We start from the raw sequence: 15,938 nt of genomic DNA, 5'->3' as shown, positions 1-15,938 counted from the left end.
ATCAGACAAGGCGCTTTCCCTCACTGTCGACAACGACTTCACCGTCTTCCTTGGTGAACGCGCCCTTCTGCGGGCTCGGCAGAATATCCAGAACTGCTTCGGACGGGCGGGTGAGACGCACGCCATTTTCAGTCACAACAAAGGGACGATTGATCAGGATTGGATGCGCTTCCATGGCGTCCAATAATTGTTCGTCATTCAATGACGGATCATTCAGCCCAAGCTCGGCGTAGGGTGTTCCCTTTTCGCGGATAGCCTCGCGCACAGTTAGTCCAGCCCTGCGGATCAAATCCTTGAGTTCCTGCCTTGCAGGCGGCGTCTTCAGATATTCAACGACTGTAGGCTCGATACCCGCATTGCGGATCAATGCCAGCACGTTGCGCGACGTGCCACAGGATGGATTGTGATAAATGAGAACGGTCATCAGGCGGTCCTTTCTGCTTTTTGAAGGTTCTGGACGGCTGCGCCGCGCTCATACCAATTCTTGCTGCGGTTGACGATCCACACGACCGACAGCATAACCGGAACTTCGATTAATACGCCAACGACCGTCGCTAGGGCCGCGCCGGAATTGAACCCGAACAAGCTGATGGCAGCTGCAACCGCCAACTCGAAGAAGTTGCTGGCACCGATCAGCGCTGATGGTCCGGCCACGCAATGCTGCTCGCCACTGATGCGGTTGAGAATGTAGGCCAGTCCGGAGTTGAAATAGACCTGGATAAGGATCGGCACGGCCAGAAGCGCGATGACGAGAGGCTGTGCGATAATCTGTTCACCCTGAAAACCAAAGAGCATGACGAGGGTTGCAAGCAGCGCCACCAGTGACAACGGCTGGAGAACAACGAGCAATCGATCAAGACCTGCCTTGCCGCCATTCGCCAATAACTGTCTGCGGACGAATTGAGCGATAATGACAGGCACAATGATATAAAGAACCACCGAGAGTATGAGCGTGTTCCACGGCACGGTAATTGCCGAAAGACCAAGCAGCAGTCCAACAATGGGTGCAAAGGCCACGACCATGATCGCATCATTGAGTGCCACCTGCGACAACGTGAAATGGGGCTCGCCCTTGGTGAGGTTTGACCAGACGAACACCATGGCGGTGCATGGTGCGGCTGCAAGAATAATCAGTCCGGCAATATAGGAGTCGATTTGCACCGCAGGCAAATATGGCCGGAACAGCCACCCGATAAACAGCCAGCCAAGCAGTGCCATGGAAAATGGTTTAACCGCCCAGTTGATGAACAGGGTCACACCAATTCCGCGCCAATAGGCGCCGACTTCATGCAGTGAAGCAAAGTCGATGCGCAGCAGCATCGGTATGATCATCAGCCAGATAAGAACGGCCATCGGAATATTCACATTCGCGTATTCGGCCGCGCCAATGGTTTGAAACATGCCGGGGATGAAATGGCCGAGAGCGATGCCAACGACAATACACAAGGCAACCCACAGGGTGAGATAACGTTCAAAGACAGACATTGGATTTCCTCAGAGCAAAAACAGATCGCGTCAGAATGGACGCGCTCAGGCATTGAATTCTTCCTTGGGCGGACAACATGGAACGATGTCAGCGATGAGGGGCGCACAAATCTCCGGGTGACCTGCACAGCAATCTTTCAAGAGGTAATTGATTGCTGCACGAAGGTTCTCGAATTTGGCTCTGTAGATGATGGAACGGCTTTGGCGCTCCGATGCGATCAGTCCCGCGCGGGACAGGATTGCCAGATGTGTCGACATGGTGTTCTGCGGAACATCAAGCAGCCGCGCTATCTCACCCGCTGCAATTCCTTCCGGCTCATGCATCACAATCAGCTTGAAAGCATCCATGCGTGATGGCTGGGCAAGAGCCGAAAAGGCTTCAATGGTGTTCTCTTTTTCCATATATCTGGATTTATCGATATATAAAGCAAATGTCAAGGACACCGAAGCACGTGACTTAACCTGGCAAATCCTTTGCTACGATGGCTCCAGAGGAGACAAATCGCCCAGGATTGTCGGGATGAGTTCGGAAACAGTCGGGTGAACCGGTACCGCCCATTTGAGTGTCACATAGTCCACCTTGGCGCTTATGGCATCGATTATCCCGTGGATCGCCTCATCACCGCCCGTTCCCAAAAAGGCCGCCCCCAAAATCTGCTTTGTCGCGGCATCGGCAACAACCTTCATGAAACCCTGCGTTTCATCCTTCTCGACCGCGCGGCCGACGCGGGTCATGGGCCGTTTGGAAACCAATAAGGGGCGTCCCGTTGCCCGCGCCTGTGTTTCGCTCATTCCCGCCCGGCCGAGTGGCGGATCGATATAAAGCGCATACCCCGGAACGCGATCACTGACCTTACGGTTTTCGCCGTCCAGAAGGTTGGCCGCCACGATCTCGAAATCATTGTAGGCCGTATGCGTAAACGCTCCGCGTCCATTGCAATCTCCGAGCGCCCATACGCCTTCAGCACCCGCCGCGAGACGATCATCGACCTTGATGTAGCCGCGCTCGTCCGTCTCGATGCCGGCTTTATCCAAACCCAGATCGTCCGTATTGGGACGGCGGCCAATCGCCAGAAGCACGTGTGAGCCAACCACTCTGCGCGCGTCTGAATCACAATCGAGATGAACTTCAACACCCTCCGCATGAGGCTTGAAAGCAATACAGCTGGAATTGAGGCGGCAGGAAATTCCTTCGCCCTCCAGAATATGCTTGATCGCCTCGGAAACATCCTCGTCTTCACGCGATACCAGCCGGGGGCCTTTTTCAACGACGGTAACCTGCGATCCAAAACGCCGGTACATTTGCGCGAATTCGAGACCGATGTAACTTCCGCCGATCACCACCAGATGTTTCGGCAGCGTATCGAGCTGCATCATGGTTGTGTTGGTCAGGTAATTGATATCCTGAATTCCCGGCATATCGGGAATATTGGCACGCCCCCCGACATTGATGAAAATGCGCGGGGCGTGAAAGGTCGCTCCGTCAACGCTGATCGTATGCGGATCGACAAACCGGGCGTGGCCTTCGACGACGGTGCAATTCTTCATGCCACGCAGCCATGTCTCCACACCCGTACGGGCGTTAAAGGAAACAGTATCAGCCCTCTGGCGCACACGCTTCATGTCCACGCGAACGGGTTGTTCGATCACAACGCCGTAGTCAGCACCGCGCCTTGCAAGATGCGCCGCATAGGCACTGGCAACCATGGTCTTCGTCGGCATGCAGCCGGTGTTGACACAGGTGCCGCCAAACAGTTTTCGCTCTATTATCAATACATTCATATCGGCTGCGGTTAACCGGCCTGCAAGCGATGGGCCTGCCTGTCCTGCACCTATGATGATCGCGTCGAATGATTGACTCATGACAAGCTCCAACAAGAAAGAATCTCGACAAGGTAGCACAGCGACATTGCCTTGAAAGTGTCCGGCTCAGGCATGGATGCATCGACAGGGGAATGCCGAATCTTTAAACCGCGGAAAGAAAATAGTCCAACCAGCCCCAACCAGCCAAAATTCTGTTAGAAGCAAACAATGAACTATCTGCGGCAAGCCATAGCCAGCCTTACTGTTTTCGGAACCGCAAGCGTACGGGAACTCCGATCCTTGGCCCGGCCGGGGGCACGCATGGTCGACGAATTCGAATGCGTCATATCGGTTCTCCTTGCTATCGTCTTTGCTCATAGCCTTGGTGCCCAGAATGTCGGTTGGGCGGCATTCAGCGGCTATATGGTCATGCGTTCGCATGTGTCCGAAAGCCTCACCCGTGGTATTCTACGCATAATCGGTACGTCAGCGGGCGCGGGTACTGCTTTGGTTCTCGCCCCACTCGTCATCGGCAAGCCGTTTCTTCTCAGTCTGTCGCTCGTGAGTGTCGGCGGCATTACCCTTTACTTCGCCCTTGTTGGCAAACGCAGTTATGCCTGGCTGTTTACCGGCCTGACTTTCTGCATGGTCCTGATTGATGGCATGAAGCACCCGTCAGAATCAGTGCTGCCGTTTGCCCAGTCACGCCTCATCGAAATCCTTGCGGGAACCCTTGCCTGCATTCTCGTCAGTGCCATATCGACCTTCACCATACGGCGCAGACTGCCGCGACAATCCAAGGAAACACCTGCTCAGACGGCAATACGGCACTCTATGATCTGGCACAGGGGCGCAGCAAAACATGCCCTACAGGCCGCAATCGCCCTTGGGTTGATCCCATGGATATGGGTGTGGACTGGCATCACTTCTCTCAGTCAATCGAGTATTACCATAATGGCTGTGATGATGATTCCCGTGACCAGTCTGGCCGCAAGCGTTTTGAACCCCATCACATCGCGTCTGGTCCTGCGCTTTGTCGGCTGTAGCGTGGGCGGCTTGATCGCAACCCTCATTCTGCTCAGCAGTCACCACTCGCCTGTCCTCATGACGCTTGGCGTGTGTATCGGCGTACTCGTCGGACGTCATATCGAAAACAGCAACTCATCCATCAGCTATATCGGAACGCAATTTGTCCTCGCCTTCCTTGTCGTTCTCGTACCGGATACCTACACCGATGCGGCGCTGGAACCTGGTATCGAGCGCTTGGCCGGCATCCTGTTTGGCGTCGTCATTCTGGAGCCTGTCCTGCTTGCGTCGCACTATCTGTTTCGCGATAACCCCTCCCGGAATGGCGATAACGACATGAAGCAGCCATCATCGAACGAATAAATAAACGTGGTAGATGAAGAGCCGGGTTCTTGCTATAAACTTTACGCGCGACAATTTTTATATTGACATAGCAATATAAATTGAACATCCATGCAGCGGACGAAGGTGGGAGAAGCATAGGCCATCGCCAACGGATGAAGCACGGCAGAAGGGCCGCGTGTTATCCGGTCGTGTACCGCCGATGCTCGACTGCCGGCTTTCAAGAAAACAACTGTTCTGGAGGGAACAATGATCCGTACCCATTTTACCAAACTGCTTCTTGCCGGCGCAGCAGCGCTTATGGCCACCGGCGCCTTTGCTGAAGGCATCGGCGCTTCTCTGCTTACCCAGCAGCATCCATTCTACATCTCGCTTGCCTCCGCAATGACAGCGGAAGCCAAGGCGGAAAATGTGCCGCTAGAGATCGCGATTGCAAATCAGGACCTGAACAAGCAGCTCGCCGATGTGGAAGATTTCATCACCAAGGGCGTCAGCGTCATCATCATCTCTCCCGTGGACAGCACGGGCGTCAAGTCGGCCATCACCAAGGCGCAGAAGGCAGGCATCAAGGTGATCACTGTTGACGTTCCCGCCAAGGGCGTTGAGGTCACGTCCCACGTCGGCACCGACAACTATACCGGCGGTGTCAAGGCTGGCGAACTGATGGCCAAACAGATTGGCGACAAGGGCAATGTGGCTGTTATCGACTACCCGACAGTGCAGTCCGTCGTTGATCGTGTCGAAGGTTTCAAAAAAGCGATTGCGTCGCACCCCGATATCAAGATCGTATCCGTCCAGACCGGCATCACCCGGCCCGAGGCACTCGCCGCCGCACAGAATATCCTGCAGGCAAACCCCGATGTCGTCGGTATCTTCGGCTTTGGCGACGATGCAGCGCTGGCTGCCGCCTCGGCCGTCAAGTCTGCAAAGCTTCAGGATCAGGTCAAGGTCATCGGTTTTGACGGCATGGAAGAAGCGCGCAATGCGGTCAAGAATGATCCTGTCATGGTCGGCGTGATCGCCCAGTATCCAGACCAGATGGGCAAGGTTGCTGTTGAGACTGCTAGCAAGGTTATCAAGGGCGAGACCGTTGAAGCCAAGCAGCCGATCATTCCGGGTGTTGTCACCAAAGCAGGCGAAGAAAAGTAATTCTCGCTGACGTCTAAATTCAATAGTGCCGCCCGCGCAGGCCCTCCTCGCGGGTGGCTGTTCAGAAAGACCTCCGGTAAGGATTGTCATTCATGACTGTTTCATCCAACGCCCCTGTGCTTGAAATCAAAGATGTGGCCAAGACCTTCGGCCCCGTAACGGCGCTCAAGCGCATGAATCTTTCCGTTCGGTCCGGGCGCGTTCATACGCTGCTGGGCGAGAACGGTGCGGGCAAATCCACCCTCATGAAAATTCTTGTTGGGCTGTTCCAGCCGACATCGGGATCAATCACGCTCCGCGGCGAACCGTATGCCCCGAGAAATCCCATTGAAGCGAAGGCGCTGGGATTGAGCATCGTGTTTCAGGAACTCAGTCTCTGCCGCAATCTGTCGGTAGCCGAAAATATTCTGGCGACGCATGAACCCAACCGGTTCGGCTTCATCAACGAACGTGATCTCAATGCACAGGCTGCACAGATCGTTCAAGACCTTGGCCTGCCCGTCAATGTGCGTACCAAGGTCGGTGATCTGTCCATCGCCCAGCGCCAATTGGTTGAAATTGCCAAAGGGCTCAGCCGTCCCGCCGACGTGGTCATCCTTGACGAGCCGACATCTTCGCTGTCCGACAGCGAGGCGGAAATCCTCTTCACCATCATTGAGCGCCTGAAGGCCAAGGGCACTGCCATCATCTACATCTCGCACCGCATGGAAGAAATCATGCGGATTTCCGATGATATCACCGTCATCCGTGACGGCTCCTTTGTTGCGACAACGGAAAAGCAGGACACGAGCATCGAAGGCCTGATCGCCCTGATGGTCGGGCGGGAAATGAAGGATATTTATCCCCCGCGTCTTGTCGAGCGCCCTTCATCGGCTGTCGCTCCCGTCCTTGCCGTGGAGAATCTCTCCGAAGAAGGCCGGTTTGAGGATGTTTCGCTCGATGTGCGTCCGGGCGAGGTCGTCGGCCTCTTCGGCCTGATCGGCTCCGGCCGTTCCGACGTGATGAAGGCATTGTTCGGTTTCGGGCAACCGGCCGGGACGATCCGCCTGAACGGCAATCCTGTACATTTGCGCTCCCCGGCCGATGCGATCCGTCATGGCATCGCGTTCGTCACCGAGAACCGCAAGGAAGAAGGTCTGGTGTTGCAGCACAGCGTCGAGCGGAATATCAACATGGTCGCATTGGGCCAGTTGGCCGGACAATTCGGCTTTACCCGCCCCGCCCGCGAACGGGCGGCAGCCAAGACGGAAGTCTTGCGCCTTGCCATCAAGACCGCCTCGATCGAGACACCTGCGGGATCGCTCAGCGGCGGCAACCAGCAAAAGATCGTCATCGCCAAATGGCTGCAGACGCAGCCCAAAATACTCATCCTTGACGAGCCGACGCGCGGCGTTGATGTCGGTGCCAAGTTCGAGATTTATCGCATTATCCGCGAGCTTGCAGCCGCCGGTACCGCAATCCTGATGGTATCTTCGGAATTGCCTGAGGTTCTTGGCCTCAGCGACCGTCTCGTCATCATGCACAGCACGCGCGTGGCAAAAGTGCTGGATGCGCAGGGCGTCAGCCCCGAAACCGTTATGACCTACGCAGCAGGAATACACCAATGACCAATTCGACCGAGACGAAGCAGGCGCTTCTGGCTTCCCCCCTCATCCGGCAATATGGTGGCATCGTCATCTCGCTGATCATCCTCTGTCTGGTCTTCTCCTCGATCAGCCCGCGGTTTCTCGCTTTCAACAACTTTATGAACATCATGCAGCAAGTGGCTGTAATTGCAGTTGCTGCCTATGGCATGACCTACGTGATCCTGCTCGGCGATATCGATCTTTCCGTCGGATCGATCATCGCTGTTGCGGGCATGGTGGCAGCGCAGGCCTTTTCCATGGGTTTTGGCTTTGCGCCCACAGTGCTCATCACGTTGGCGGCTGGTGCCATTATGGGCGGGCTGAACGGGGTCCTGTCGGCAAAACTCATGCTACCCTCCTTCATCGTCACCGTAGCGACCATGGGTATCTATCGCGGCGCCGTCAGCCTGCCGACCAACGGCGCGCCTGCTTCCATCGAGAATGAAACATGGCTGGCTATCGGCAGCGAGAGCTGGCTTGGCCTTCCCATCATTATCTGGATCGTCATCGCACTCTTTGCGATCAACCACGTTGTCCTGTCCCGCACGATCTTTGGCCGCCGTGCCTATCTGGCCGGCGGTAACCGTGAAGCCGCGATCTATTCCGGTATTCGCGTCGATCGGCTGAAGATCATCATCTTCATGATATCAGGCATCATGGCTGCCATTAGCGGAATCTTGCTCTCGTCACGTCTCTCATCGGCTCAGACCAATGCCGGCATGGGCTATGAACTGGATGCAATCGCTGCCGTTGTGCTTGGCGGCACCAGCCTTGCGGGCGGCGTCGGCACCATGGTCGGGACCATACTCGGTGCGCTCATTATCGGTGTCATCAACAACGGCATGAACATGCTGGCGGTCCCCTATTTCTATCAGCTCATCTTCAAGGGTATTGTCATCCTGTTCGCCGTCTGGCTGGACGTGCGCAGCAAGTCGATGCGAGCCTAATCCAGAACGGCAGGCCCGGGAAGGAACACGGCGAACGGTTCGTCCACCGTGCGTTTGAGATAGGCAAGATAAGATGCATAGCTTCCGTGATCGGGGGCGATGCGTCCGAACTGTGCATCCGGAACAGACGCCATCGGAATAAGAACAATGGGTGCGGAAATCGGCGTCAATTGCGCTCCGCGCCCGACCTGCAATGTCGTCAGGATCCCATACATTTCGCCCGTAATGGACGGGCGTGAAACGATGATCAGACGCTGCTGGCCCGATGTGTTTGTCGCGAGATAAATGTGGCCGGAGAGATTTGGAATGGCGACAGTGCCCTGCTGTGTAAACGCCGCATCAAGCCGTTCCTTTTCAAGGAAACGCAGATTGGACGAGGCATCGCTCCAGTTGATCTCGGTGCAATAGGCAAAGATTGCCTTAGGATCCCCAAAGGAGGGACGCAAGGTCAGATATTTGCCTTCGATCCACCCGGCACCTGCACGGGAATAGGCTCCAAATTCCTCGCTGGCATGCCCGTTATTCACCGGCGCCGGGTTGTCGTGTATGTCAGCGGCACGCAGGCGCATGCCAAGTGCTTCTTCAAGCCGAATGGTCGTGGCCAATGTAAACGGCCGGTGGCCGGATAGCGCCTTCTCCAGCGTTGACAGGCTGATCTTCGCCTGATCGGCCAGATACTGCCGTGATACCCGGCGCCGTGCCATCTCCTCACGGATCTTCGTAGCAACAGCCTGGTTCTGCCGCTCCGATAGCTGACTGTCGATGTCCCCGGCCATGCCGCCCCGCTTTCCGTCAAATCGCGTACATTCCTTCACATATCCACACAAGGCCGTCTTGAGCAAGACATGTTGTGACGGGCGCGTGCGGAACATTCCCGAAGCTTACGCTGGCGGCGAAAAGGCCCATGTATGAAATGGGGAAAGCTTCCCGATGGGAGCACCAACAGGAGCTTTCCCGATGAAAACCGCAACCTTCAATACTCAGCAATCTCCACAAGCGATGCCCCATTGGCTACGCCGTACCTGCCATGCACTTTGGTTGATCAACATCGTTGGTTTGCCATTCATTGCGCTCGCGGTGTTCTTTTTCAGTCTGCTCACAGCACACGCCGAAACCAACCAATCACCTCTCGTCACCATGGACGAGGTCAAATCCGGCACGCTTCTGCTGAAAAGCTCGGAAGCAGGCCGTTATATCGAAGCCCCGCGCGTGGCCACGGATGTCGACATCGTCGTCAGCGGCCCCACTGCCCGCGCCCGTATCACCCAGATATTCACAAATCCCTCCAATGGCTGGGTCGAGGCGGTTTATGCCTATCCGCTGCCCGAAGACAGCGCCGTACACGCCCTGAAAATGGTCGTCGGCAAGCGCGTGATCATCGGTGACATCAAGGAGAAAAAGGAAGCCAAAGCCATCTATGAAACGGCGAAGGCATCCGGACAAAAAGCCAGCCTTGTCGAACAGGAACGTCCGAACCTCTTCACCAACTCCGTCGCCAATATCGGCCCGCACGAACAGGTTGTTGTTCAGATCGACTATCAGGAACCTATTCGCCTCTCCGGTGACGAATTCTCCCTGCGCGTACCGCTGGTTGTGGCTCCTCGCTACAACCTGGCACCGATCACGCAGACCGCCGACCTCGCGACCGATGGTTCCGGCTGGGGTACATCAGCCGACCCGGTTCCCGATCGCGACAAAATCACGTCGCCTGTGCTTGATCCGCGCATCAATGCGCCGGTCAATCCCGTCAGCATAAAGGTCCGCTTGCAGGCAGGATTTGCCTTGGGCGACGTAAAAAGCCATCATCATGCTGTCAACACCGAAACCATTGATGCGCAGACGCAGGTCATCTCACTGGCTGGTGACAACCATGCCGATCGTGACTTCGAACTGACTTGGAAACCGCAGAATGCCAAGGCACCCGCTGTTGGCCTGTTCCGCGAAACTGTTGGCAAGAATGACTATGCCCTCGCCTATGTGACGCCGCCGGTTATCGAACAGAAGCAGGAGCAACGCCCCCGCGAGATCGTCTTTGTTATCGACAACTCCGGCTCGATGGGTGGCACGTCGATGAATCAGGCCAAGGCCAGCCTCGACTATGCCTTGAGCCGTCTCAAGTCTGCTGACCGGTTTAATGTCATCCGTTTTGACGACACTATGACCTCCCTATTTCAGGATACTGTTACGGCCAACCGCGACAATGTCTCCACGGCCCGTGAATTTGTCGGCGACCTCGAAGCATCCGGCGGCACGGAAATGCTTGCACCACTGGAAGCAGCCCTGAACGACCAGCGCCCTAATGACCAGAGCTTTGTTCGTCAGATCGTGTTCCTCACCGATGGCGCCATCGGCAATGAACAGCAACTGCTCGATACCATCGCAGCCAAGCTTGGTCGGTCACGCGTCTTCATGGTCGGCATCGGCTCGGCTCCGAATAATTATCTGATGAACCGCGCCGCCGAACTTGGCCGGGGCACCTTTACCTCCATCGGCTCGACCGACCAGGTAGACGAGCGCATGCACACTCTCTTTGCCAAGCTTGAAAGCCCCGTCATCACCAACCTCAGCGCAACCTTCTCAGCGGGCAATGCTGACGTGACACCGGCTATCCTGCCTGACCTCTATCGCGGCGAGCCGCTTGTCATCGCAGCCAAACTTGGCTCGCTCTCCGGCACCCTTACCGTCAAGGGTATGATCGGCACACAACCATGGGAAGTGACCCTTCCGGTTGCCAAGGCAGCAGGGGGTGAAGGCCTGTCGAAACTCTGGGCACGCCGCAAGATTTCCGATGCGGAGGTCGAAAGCACCCTTGGCAAGATCAGCCGCGAAGAAGCCGACAAGCGTATCCTCAAGCTTGCCCTCGAAAACAGCCTCGTGTCGCGCCTCACCAGTCTGGTTGCCGTCGATAAAAACCCATCGCGGTCGCAGGACAAGCCGCTGACCCGCGCCGATGTCCCGCTCAATCTCCCCGCAGGCTGGGACTTTGACAAGGTTTTCGGCGAACAGACGACACGCAAGGCCGCTCTTGAAAAAGCCTCGGACGTTCAGTTGGCAAAGCTGGTGGAAAGCAAAAAGCCGGTTGTCCAACAGGCCCCAACCAATCAGCTTCCCTTGCCACAGACGGCGACCGACGCGGAACTGCGCATGATCGCCGGGTTGATGATGCTCCTCGCAAGTGCCGGACTGTTCTTCTTCACCCGCAAGACCGCAAGGAACCCATCATGAGCGCAACTGAAACAGTGATTGGCATGTCAAAACGGAAAGGCAGGGCGGTTCTCCGCCCTGCCCTGCGGGCCGGAATGATCGTGATGGCTCTGATTGGTCTGATACTGCTCAGCCAAGGTATCTGGATCCACGCGAAGGCCATTGTGGCCCAGGTGCTTCTCGACCGTGCCTTTACCCGGAGCGTCGCAACCGGACAACCGGTGAAGCCTTGGTCATGGGCCGACACCTGGCCGGTTGCGCGGATTGAATTCCCGCGCATTGGTGAAACATCCATCGCCTTGCACGGGGCAAGCGGTCAGGCATTGGCGTTTGGACCCGGCCACGTGGATCGCAGCGCAGAAGCGGGCGAATACGGCACGGCCGTTTATGCAGCGCACCGCGACACCCATTTTGCCTTTCTGAAGAACGTGCAAATAGGCGACATGGTCCAGATTACGCGGGGTGATGGCAAAGCTTTCAGCTATCAGGTGATGGAAACATTGGTAGTCCGTTGGGATCAATCCGGCATTGACACCAACGCCGATGGCAAAAATCTGGTTCTTGCCACCTGCTGGCCATTCAATGCCACAACCTCGGGGCCGATGCGTTATCTGGTCAAGGCACGGATGCTGGAATGAGCTTAGCTATCCAGTTCGCCCCGCCGGATCAGCTCTTCCCTGATGAGCTTCTTGGCGATCTTGCCATAGGCGGATTTCGGCATGTCCGGCCAGAAGACAAAACGCTTCGGCAGTTTGTACCGCGCCATCTTGCCATTTAGCCACGCCATTAACGCGTCGCCATCCGGGGCGCTACCGGGCCGCGCTACACAGACCGCCAGTCCGACCTCACCCCACACCGGATCCGGAATGCCCAGCACCGCCACCTCGCTGATATCCGGATGCATCAATATCTTTTCCTCGATCTCGCGCGGATAGACGTTGGAACCGCCGGAGATGTACATATCGGACGCCCGCCCGGTGATATAGACGAAACCCGCCTTGTCCATATGACCGAGATCTCCGGTACGGAACCAGCCATCGCGAAAGGCTTTCGCATTGGCTTCGGGATTGTCGTAATAGCCCGCGAACACCGCCGGCCCGATCACACAGATTTCACCGGTTTCACCGGGGCCGACCTCCCGGCCGCTCTCGTCCTGTATGGCGACCTGCATGCCGGTCCGCGCGAAACCGCAGGTGCCGATACGCGTATCTGGTCCATCGTCTACACTGTGATAGGCGGGCGGCAGGACCGTGATATTCCCGGTAACCTCACCAAGCCCGAAATACTGCACGAGCACCGGTCCAAGTGTTTTGAGCGCGTGGATCTGGTCTGTCCGGTACATGGGTGCGCCCGCATAAATCACATAGCGCAGGGAGGAGTGATCATGCTCATGCACCGCCGGGTGCTCTGTCAGCATTTTGAGGATCGTCGGCACCGTGAACATATTGCTGACGCGCCATGTCTCGACCAGATGCCATGCCTCGGCCACATCGAACTTCTCTGTCGGCAGCAGGATTGTTTTCGAGCCGCGAGCCACTTGTGTCAGTTGGTGAATGCCCGCACCATGCGACAGCGGCGCCACAACCAGCGATGCATCCTTTTCTGTCGTGCCCGGCATGAGATCGCAGAGATGATTGGTGATGACAAAAGCCATCTGACCATGGGTGAGAACGGCTGCTTTGGGCCGTCCTGTTGTGCCTGACGTGAAGAAGAACCAGCAGGGATCGTCATGATCGACGGAGGCGGTTGCAACCTTCCGGCCATCAAACCGGGTTACGATATCGTCGTAATCGTCGCCGAATTCGGCCTTGCCAATCGCAATGACGAAGGCAAGGTTGGGATTTGCCTCGCGGCTTGCTGTGACATGCTCGGGAAAAAGATGGCCGCAGATCATACCCTTGGCCCCGCTTGCCCTAGCGAGATAGGCGACCTCATCCGGTGTCTGGCGGAAATTCGTCGGTACCCACACGGCACCCAGCTGGAAACAGGCGAACATGGATTCGAACATCTGGTTGCAATTCTGCGACTGGATCAGAATGCGGTCGCCCTTGACGACATCGAACTCACTTTGCAACGCGGCAGCCATGGCATCGACGCGCCGTTGCAATTGGTCCCAGCTCCAGCTTTTATCACCCCAGACAAAACCTGTTTCCTCAGGCAGGCGACGCGCTGTCTGCGCGAGGAAGCCTGACAGGTTCATCACGCGTTTCGACATGGCCGTGATCAGGGCCGCATCCTTGCTGCTCATGCTTTCATCCGTTCGGGTCTTGGTTTGGATTTTACAACGGGTGCTGATGTCCGTCTCGGCCGGTCATTCAGCGGCTGTAAATGCGCCAGCCGCGCCTCGATCTTTTTCGCCTCTGTGCGCATCAGTTCTGCCAGTTCCTGCTGACGCGCAGGCTGCATCCGGCTGTCGATCGCAGCAATACTCAGCGCACCCGCCGCTCTCCCGTCCGGAAAATGAATGGCAACGCCAATGCCCCAGGAATTGGCAAGAATACGTCCGGGATTAAGGGCAAACCCCTGCTCGCGCGTCTTTACAATATCTTCCTTGATCTGCAGGGGCGCCAGATTGGGATAATCGGCAAGCAGCACGGCTTCGTTGGCAGCCAGAATGATATCAATTTCGTCATCCGCCATCGTCGAAAGAATGGCAAGCGAACCACCGCCGACGCCGAGAGGATGCCGGTAACCCGCCTGCAGCGCATGGGTGCGAATGGGATAGGTGCCTTCTTCCCGGTGCAGACAAACCGCATAGGTTTCGCGCTGGATAGACAGAAAACTGGTATCCTGCGTCTTGGCCGAAAGAATGTTCAAGCTATCGCGCGCGATCTGCAGCAATCCGTAACGGCGCGTCGCCAACGTGCCCAGCACATAAGCTTCCTGACCGAGATAATACCGCCGGGTCTGTACGTCCTGCTCAACCAACCCCGAACGGATGAGTGCGAGCAGCAGCCGGCGCGTCGTCGGCTTGTTCAATCCGCTCTGCTCGACAATCTCGCTCAGCGATCCTCCCTGATCGCCAAAATAGCTGACAAGACTGAGAAGACCGAGCGCCCTGTCGACGCTTTGCGATCCGCTGAGACTGGCTGGCGCTGCAATCCTTTCCTCCATGCTTCCCCACATGTTTTCGATCCATATTGTGGATCATTTCGTCGATCTATTGAACTATGGCATAAAAATTATTGCAAGATGCCAGCATTTGTTTATGGTTTTATCAAATTCAATGAGGAGCTGCATTCTACAATATGGACCAATGATTTAAATGGAAGCAATGGAGGTTGCATCTGTTCGATGAGTTCCGGGGGAATGCGCCATGCTGTTTGGGAGGAAATCACATGAATAATCTGTCACGCCGTCAAGTACTGGCCGGCACCGTTGCAACCCTTGTTGCCAGCCCCTTCGTCATGCGGCGTCCGGCCCATGCTGCCGAGTTTTCCTACAAGTACGCCAATAACCTGCCGGTATCCCATCCCATGAATATTCGGGCGCAGGAAGCCGCAGACAAGATCAAGGAAGAGACTGGCGGACGGTTTGAACTGTCGATTTTTCCGTCGAGCCAGCTCGGTTCCGATACGGACACACTCAGCCAGCTCCGCTCCGGCGCGGTTGAATTCTTCACGCTGTCCGGCTTGATTCTGTCGACGCTCGTTCCGGCCGCTTCCATCAACGGTATCGGCTTTGCCTTCCCCGACAGTGCCACGGTCTGGAAAGCGATGGATGGTGATCTCGGCGCCCACGTGCGCAAACAGATCGAGAAATCCAATCTCGTCGCCATGGAAAAGATCTGGGACAACGGTTTCCGTCACATCACGTCGAGCACCAAGCCGATTGTCACGCCTGACGATCTCAAGAACTTCAAGATCCGCGTACCGGTCAGCCCCTTGTGGACGTCGATGTTCACGGCTTTCCAATCCTCTCCGGCGAGCATCAATTTCAATGAGGTTTACTCTTCACTGCAGACCAAGGTCGTCGAGGGTCAGGAAAACCCGCTGGCCATCATTTCGACGGCCAAACTCTATGAAGTGCAGAAATACTGCTCGCTGACCAGCCATATGTGGGACGGTTTCTGGTTCCTGTCGAATCGCCGCGCCTGGGAAGCATTGCCCGATGACGTAAAGACCATCGTTGCCAAGCACATCAACGCCGCCGGTCTTGCCGAACGTGATGACGTGGCAAAGCTCACAGAAACCTTGCAGGCAGACCTGAAGTCGAAGGGTCTTGAATTTAACACTCCCGACCCCGTACCGTTCCGCGATGCCCTGCGCAAGGCGGGCTTCTATTCTGAATGGAAGGGCAAATATGGCGAAGAGGCCTGGGGTCTTCTGGAAAAAGTCGTTGGCCAGCTGGCGTAAGG

General features: G+C 56.3%; 14 protein-coding genes. 7 read left to right on the top strand and 7 right to left on the bottom strand.

The window, feature by feature from the left end:
- Position 1: 1 nt before the first annotated feature.
- From arsC to FHW16_RS15430, 4 genes are all read right to left on the bottom strand, one after another.
- Entirely contained in the window at positions 2-424 is a 423-nt protein-coding gene (arsC, locus tag FHW16_RS15445) for an arsenate reductase (glutaredoxin) (RefSeq protein ID WP_182550109.1), read from the bottom strand.
- The gene (gene arsB, locus FHW16_RS15440) at positions 424-1,485 is read right to left on the bottom strand and encodes an ACR3 family arsenite efflux transporter (protein ID WP_182550108.1); all 1,062 of its coding nucleotides are present in this window, start codon (positions 1,483-1,485) and stop codon (positions 424-426) included. The genes arsC and arsB overlap by 1 nt, the downstream gene beginning before the upstream one ends.
- 45 nt (positions 1,486-1,530) lie before the next feature.
- Positions 1,531-1,887: an ArsR/SmtB family transcription factor gene (locus FHW16_RS15435; protein ID WP_182550107.1), complete on the bottom strand. Its 357-nt coding sequence runs from the start codon at positions 1,885-1,887 to the stop codon at positions 1,531-1,533.
- 75 nt (positions 1,888-1,962) lie between these two features.
- The gene (locus FHW16_RS15430; protein WP_182550106.1) at positions 1,963-3,348 is read right to left on the bottom strand and encodes an FAD-containing oxidoreductase; all 1,386 of its coding nucleotides are present in this window, start codon (positions 3,346-3,348) and stop codon (positions 1,963-1,965) included.
- Between the two features lie 168 nt (positions 3,349-3,516).
- Between FHW16_RS15430 and FHW16_RS15425 the strand changes: the two genes are divergently transcribed.
- The 4 genes from FHW16_RS15425 (at position 3,517) to FHW16_RS15410 (ending at position 8,377) form a co-directional block, all read left to right on the top strand.
- The gene (locus FHW16_RS15425; protein ID WP_182550105.1) at positions 3,517-4,677 is read left to right on the top strand and encodes an FUSC family protein; all 1,161 of its coding nucleotides are present in this window, start codon (positions 3,517-3,519) and stop codon (positions 4,675-4,677) included.
- Positions 4,678-4,905: 228 nt separating this feature from the next.
- Positions 4,906-5,805, top strand: a complete 900-nt coding sequence (locus tag FHW16_RS15420) for a substrate-binding domain-containing protein (RefSeq protein ID WP_182550104.1) — start codon at positions 4,906-4,908, stop codon at positions 5,803-5,805.
- A gap of 92 nt (positions 5,806-5,897) precedes the next feature.
- Positions 5,898-7,412, top strand: a complete 1,515-nt coding sequence (locus FHW16_RS15415) for a sugar ABC transporter ATP-binding protein (RefSeq protein ID WP_182550103.1) — start codon at positions 5,898-5,900, stop codon at positions 7,410-7,412.
- The gene (locus FHW16_RS15410) at positions 7,409-8,377 is read left to right on the top strand and encodes an ABC transporter permease (RefSeq protein ID WP_182550102.1); all 969 of its coding nucleotides are present in this window, start codon (positions 7,409-7,411) and stop codon (positions 8,375-8,377) included. Before FHW16_RS15415 ends, FHW16_RS15410 begins: the two co-directional genes overlap by 4 nt.
- Here the strand turns inward: FHW16_RS15410 and FHW16_RS15405 are convergent.
- On the bottom strand, positions 8,374-9,153 hold the full coding sequence (locus FHW16_RS15405; protein WP_182550101.1) for a helix-turn-helix domain-containing protein: 780 nt from the start codon (positions 9,151-9,153) through the stop codon (positions 8,374-8,376). The two genes, FHW16_RS15410 and FHW16_RS15405, sit on opposite strands and share 4 nt — an antisense overlap.
- Before the next feature lie 223 nt (positions 9,154-9,376).
- Between FHW16_RS15405 and FHW16_RS15400 the strand changes: the two genes are divergently transcribed.
- On the top strand, positions 9,377-11,602 hold the full coding sequence (locus tag FHW16_RS15400; protein WP_432652038.1) for a marine proteobacterial sortase target protein: 2,226 nt from the start codon (positions 9,377-9,379) through the stop codon (positions 11,600-11,602).
- Positions 11,599-12,219: a class GN sortase gene (locus FHW16_RS15395; protein ID WP_182550099.1), complete on the top strand. Its 621-nt coding sequence runs from the start codon at positions 11,599-11,601 to the stop codon at positions 12,217-12,219. The genes FHW16_RS15400 and FHW16_RS15395 overlap by 4 nt, the downstream gene beginning before the upstream one ends.
- 2 nt (positions 12,220-12,221) lie before the next feature.
- On the opposite strand, the gene FHW16_RS15390 is transcribed toward FHW16_RS15395, so the two are convergent.
- Together FHW16_RS15390 and FHW16_RS15385 are read right to left on the bottom strand one after the other, a co-directional pair.
- Positions 12,222-13,829, bottom strand: coding sequence for an acyl-CoA synthetase (locus tag FHW16_RS15390; protein WP_182550098.1), 1,608 nt, complete (start codon positions 13,827-13,829; stop codon positions 12,222-12,224).
- Complete coding sequence (locus FHW16_RS15385) at positions 13,826-14,707, bottom strand: IclR family transcriptional regulator (protein ID WP_432652034.1); 882 nt, start codon at positions 14,705-14,707, stop codon at positions 13,826-13,828. Before FHW16_RS15385 ends, FHW16_RS15390 begins: the two co-directional genes overlap by 4 nt.
- A 212-nt stretch (positions 14,708-14,919) precedes the next feature.
- On the opposite strand from FHW16_RS15385, the gene FHW16_RS15380 reads away from it, so the two are divergent.
- The gene (locus FHW16_RS15380; protein ID WP_182550097.1) at positions 14,920-15,936 is read left to right on the top strand and encodes a TRAP transporter substrate-binding protein; all 1,017 of its coding nucleotides are present in this window, start codon (positions 14,920-14,922) and stop codon (positions 15,934-15,936) included.
- Positions 15,937-15,938: the final 2 nt, after the last annotated feature.

This window comes from Phyllobacterium myrsinacearum, assembly GCF_014138285.1.
In the GTDB taxonomy this organism is placed as follows: domain Bacteria; phylum Pseudomonadota; class Alphaproteobacteria; order Rhizobiales; family Rhizobiaceae; genus Phyllobacterium; species Phyllobacterium myrsinacearum_A.
The sequence above is the reverse complement of the archived record's forward strand: the minus strand, read 5'-3'. Positions and strand labels throughout refer to the sequence as shown.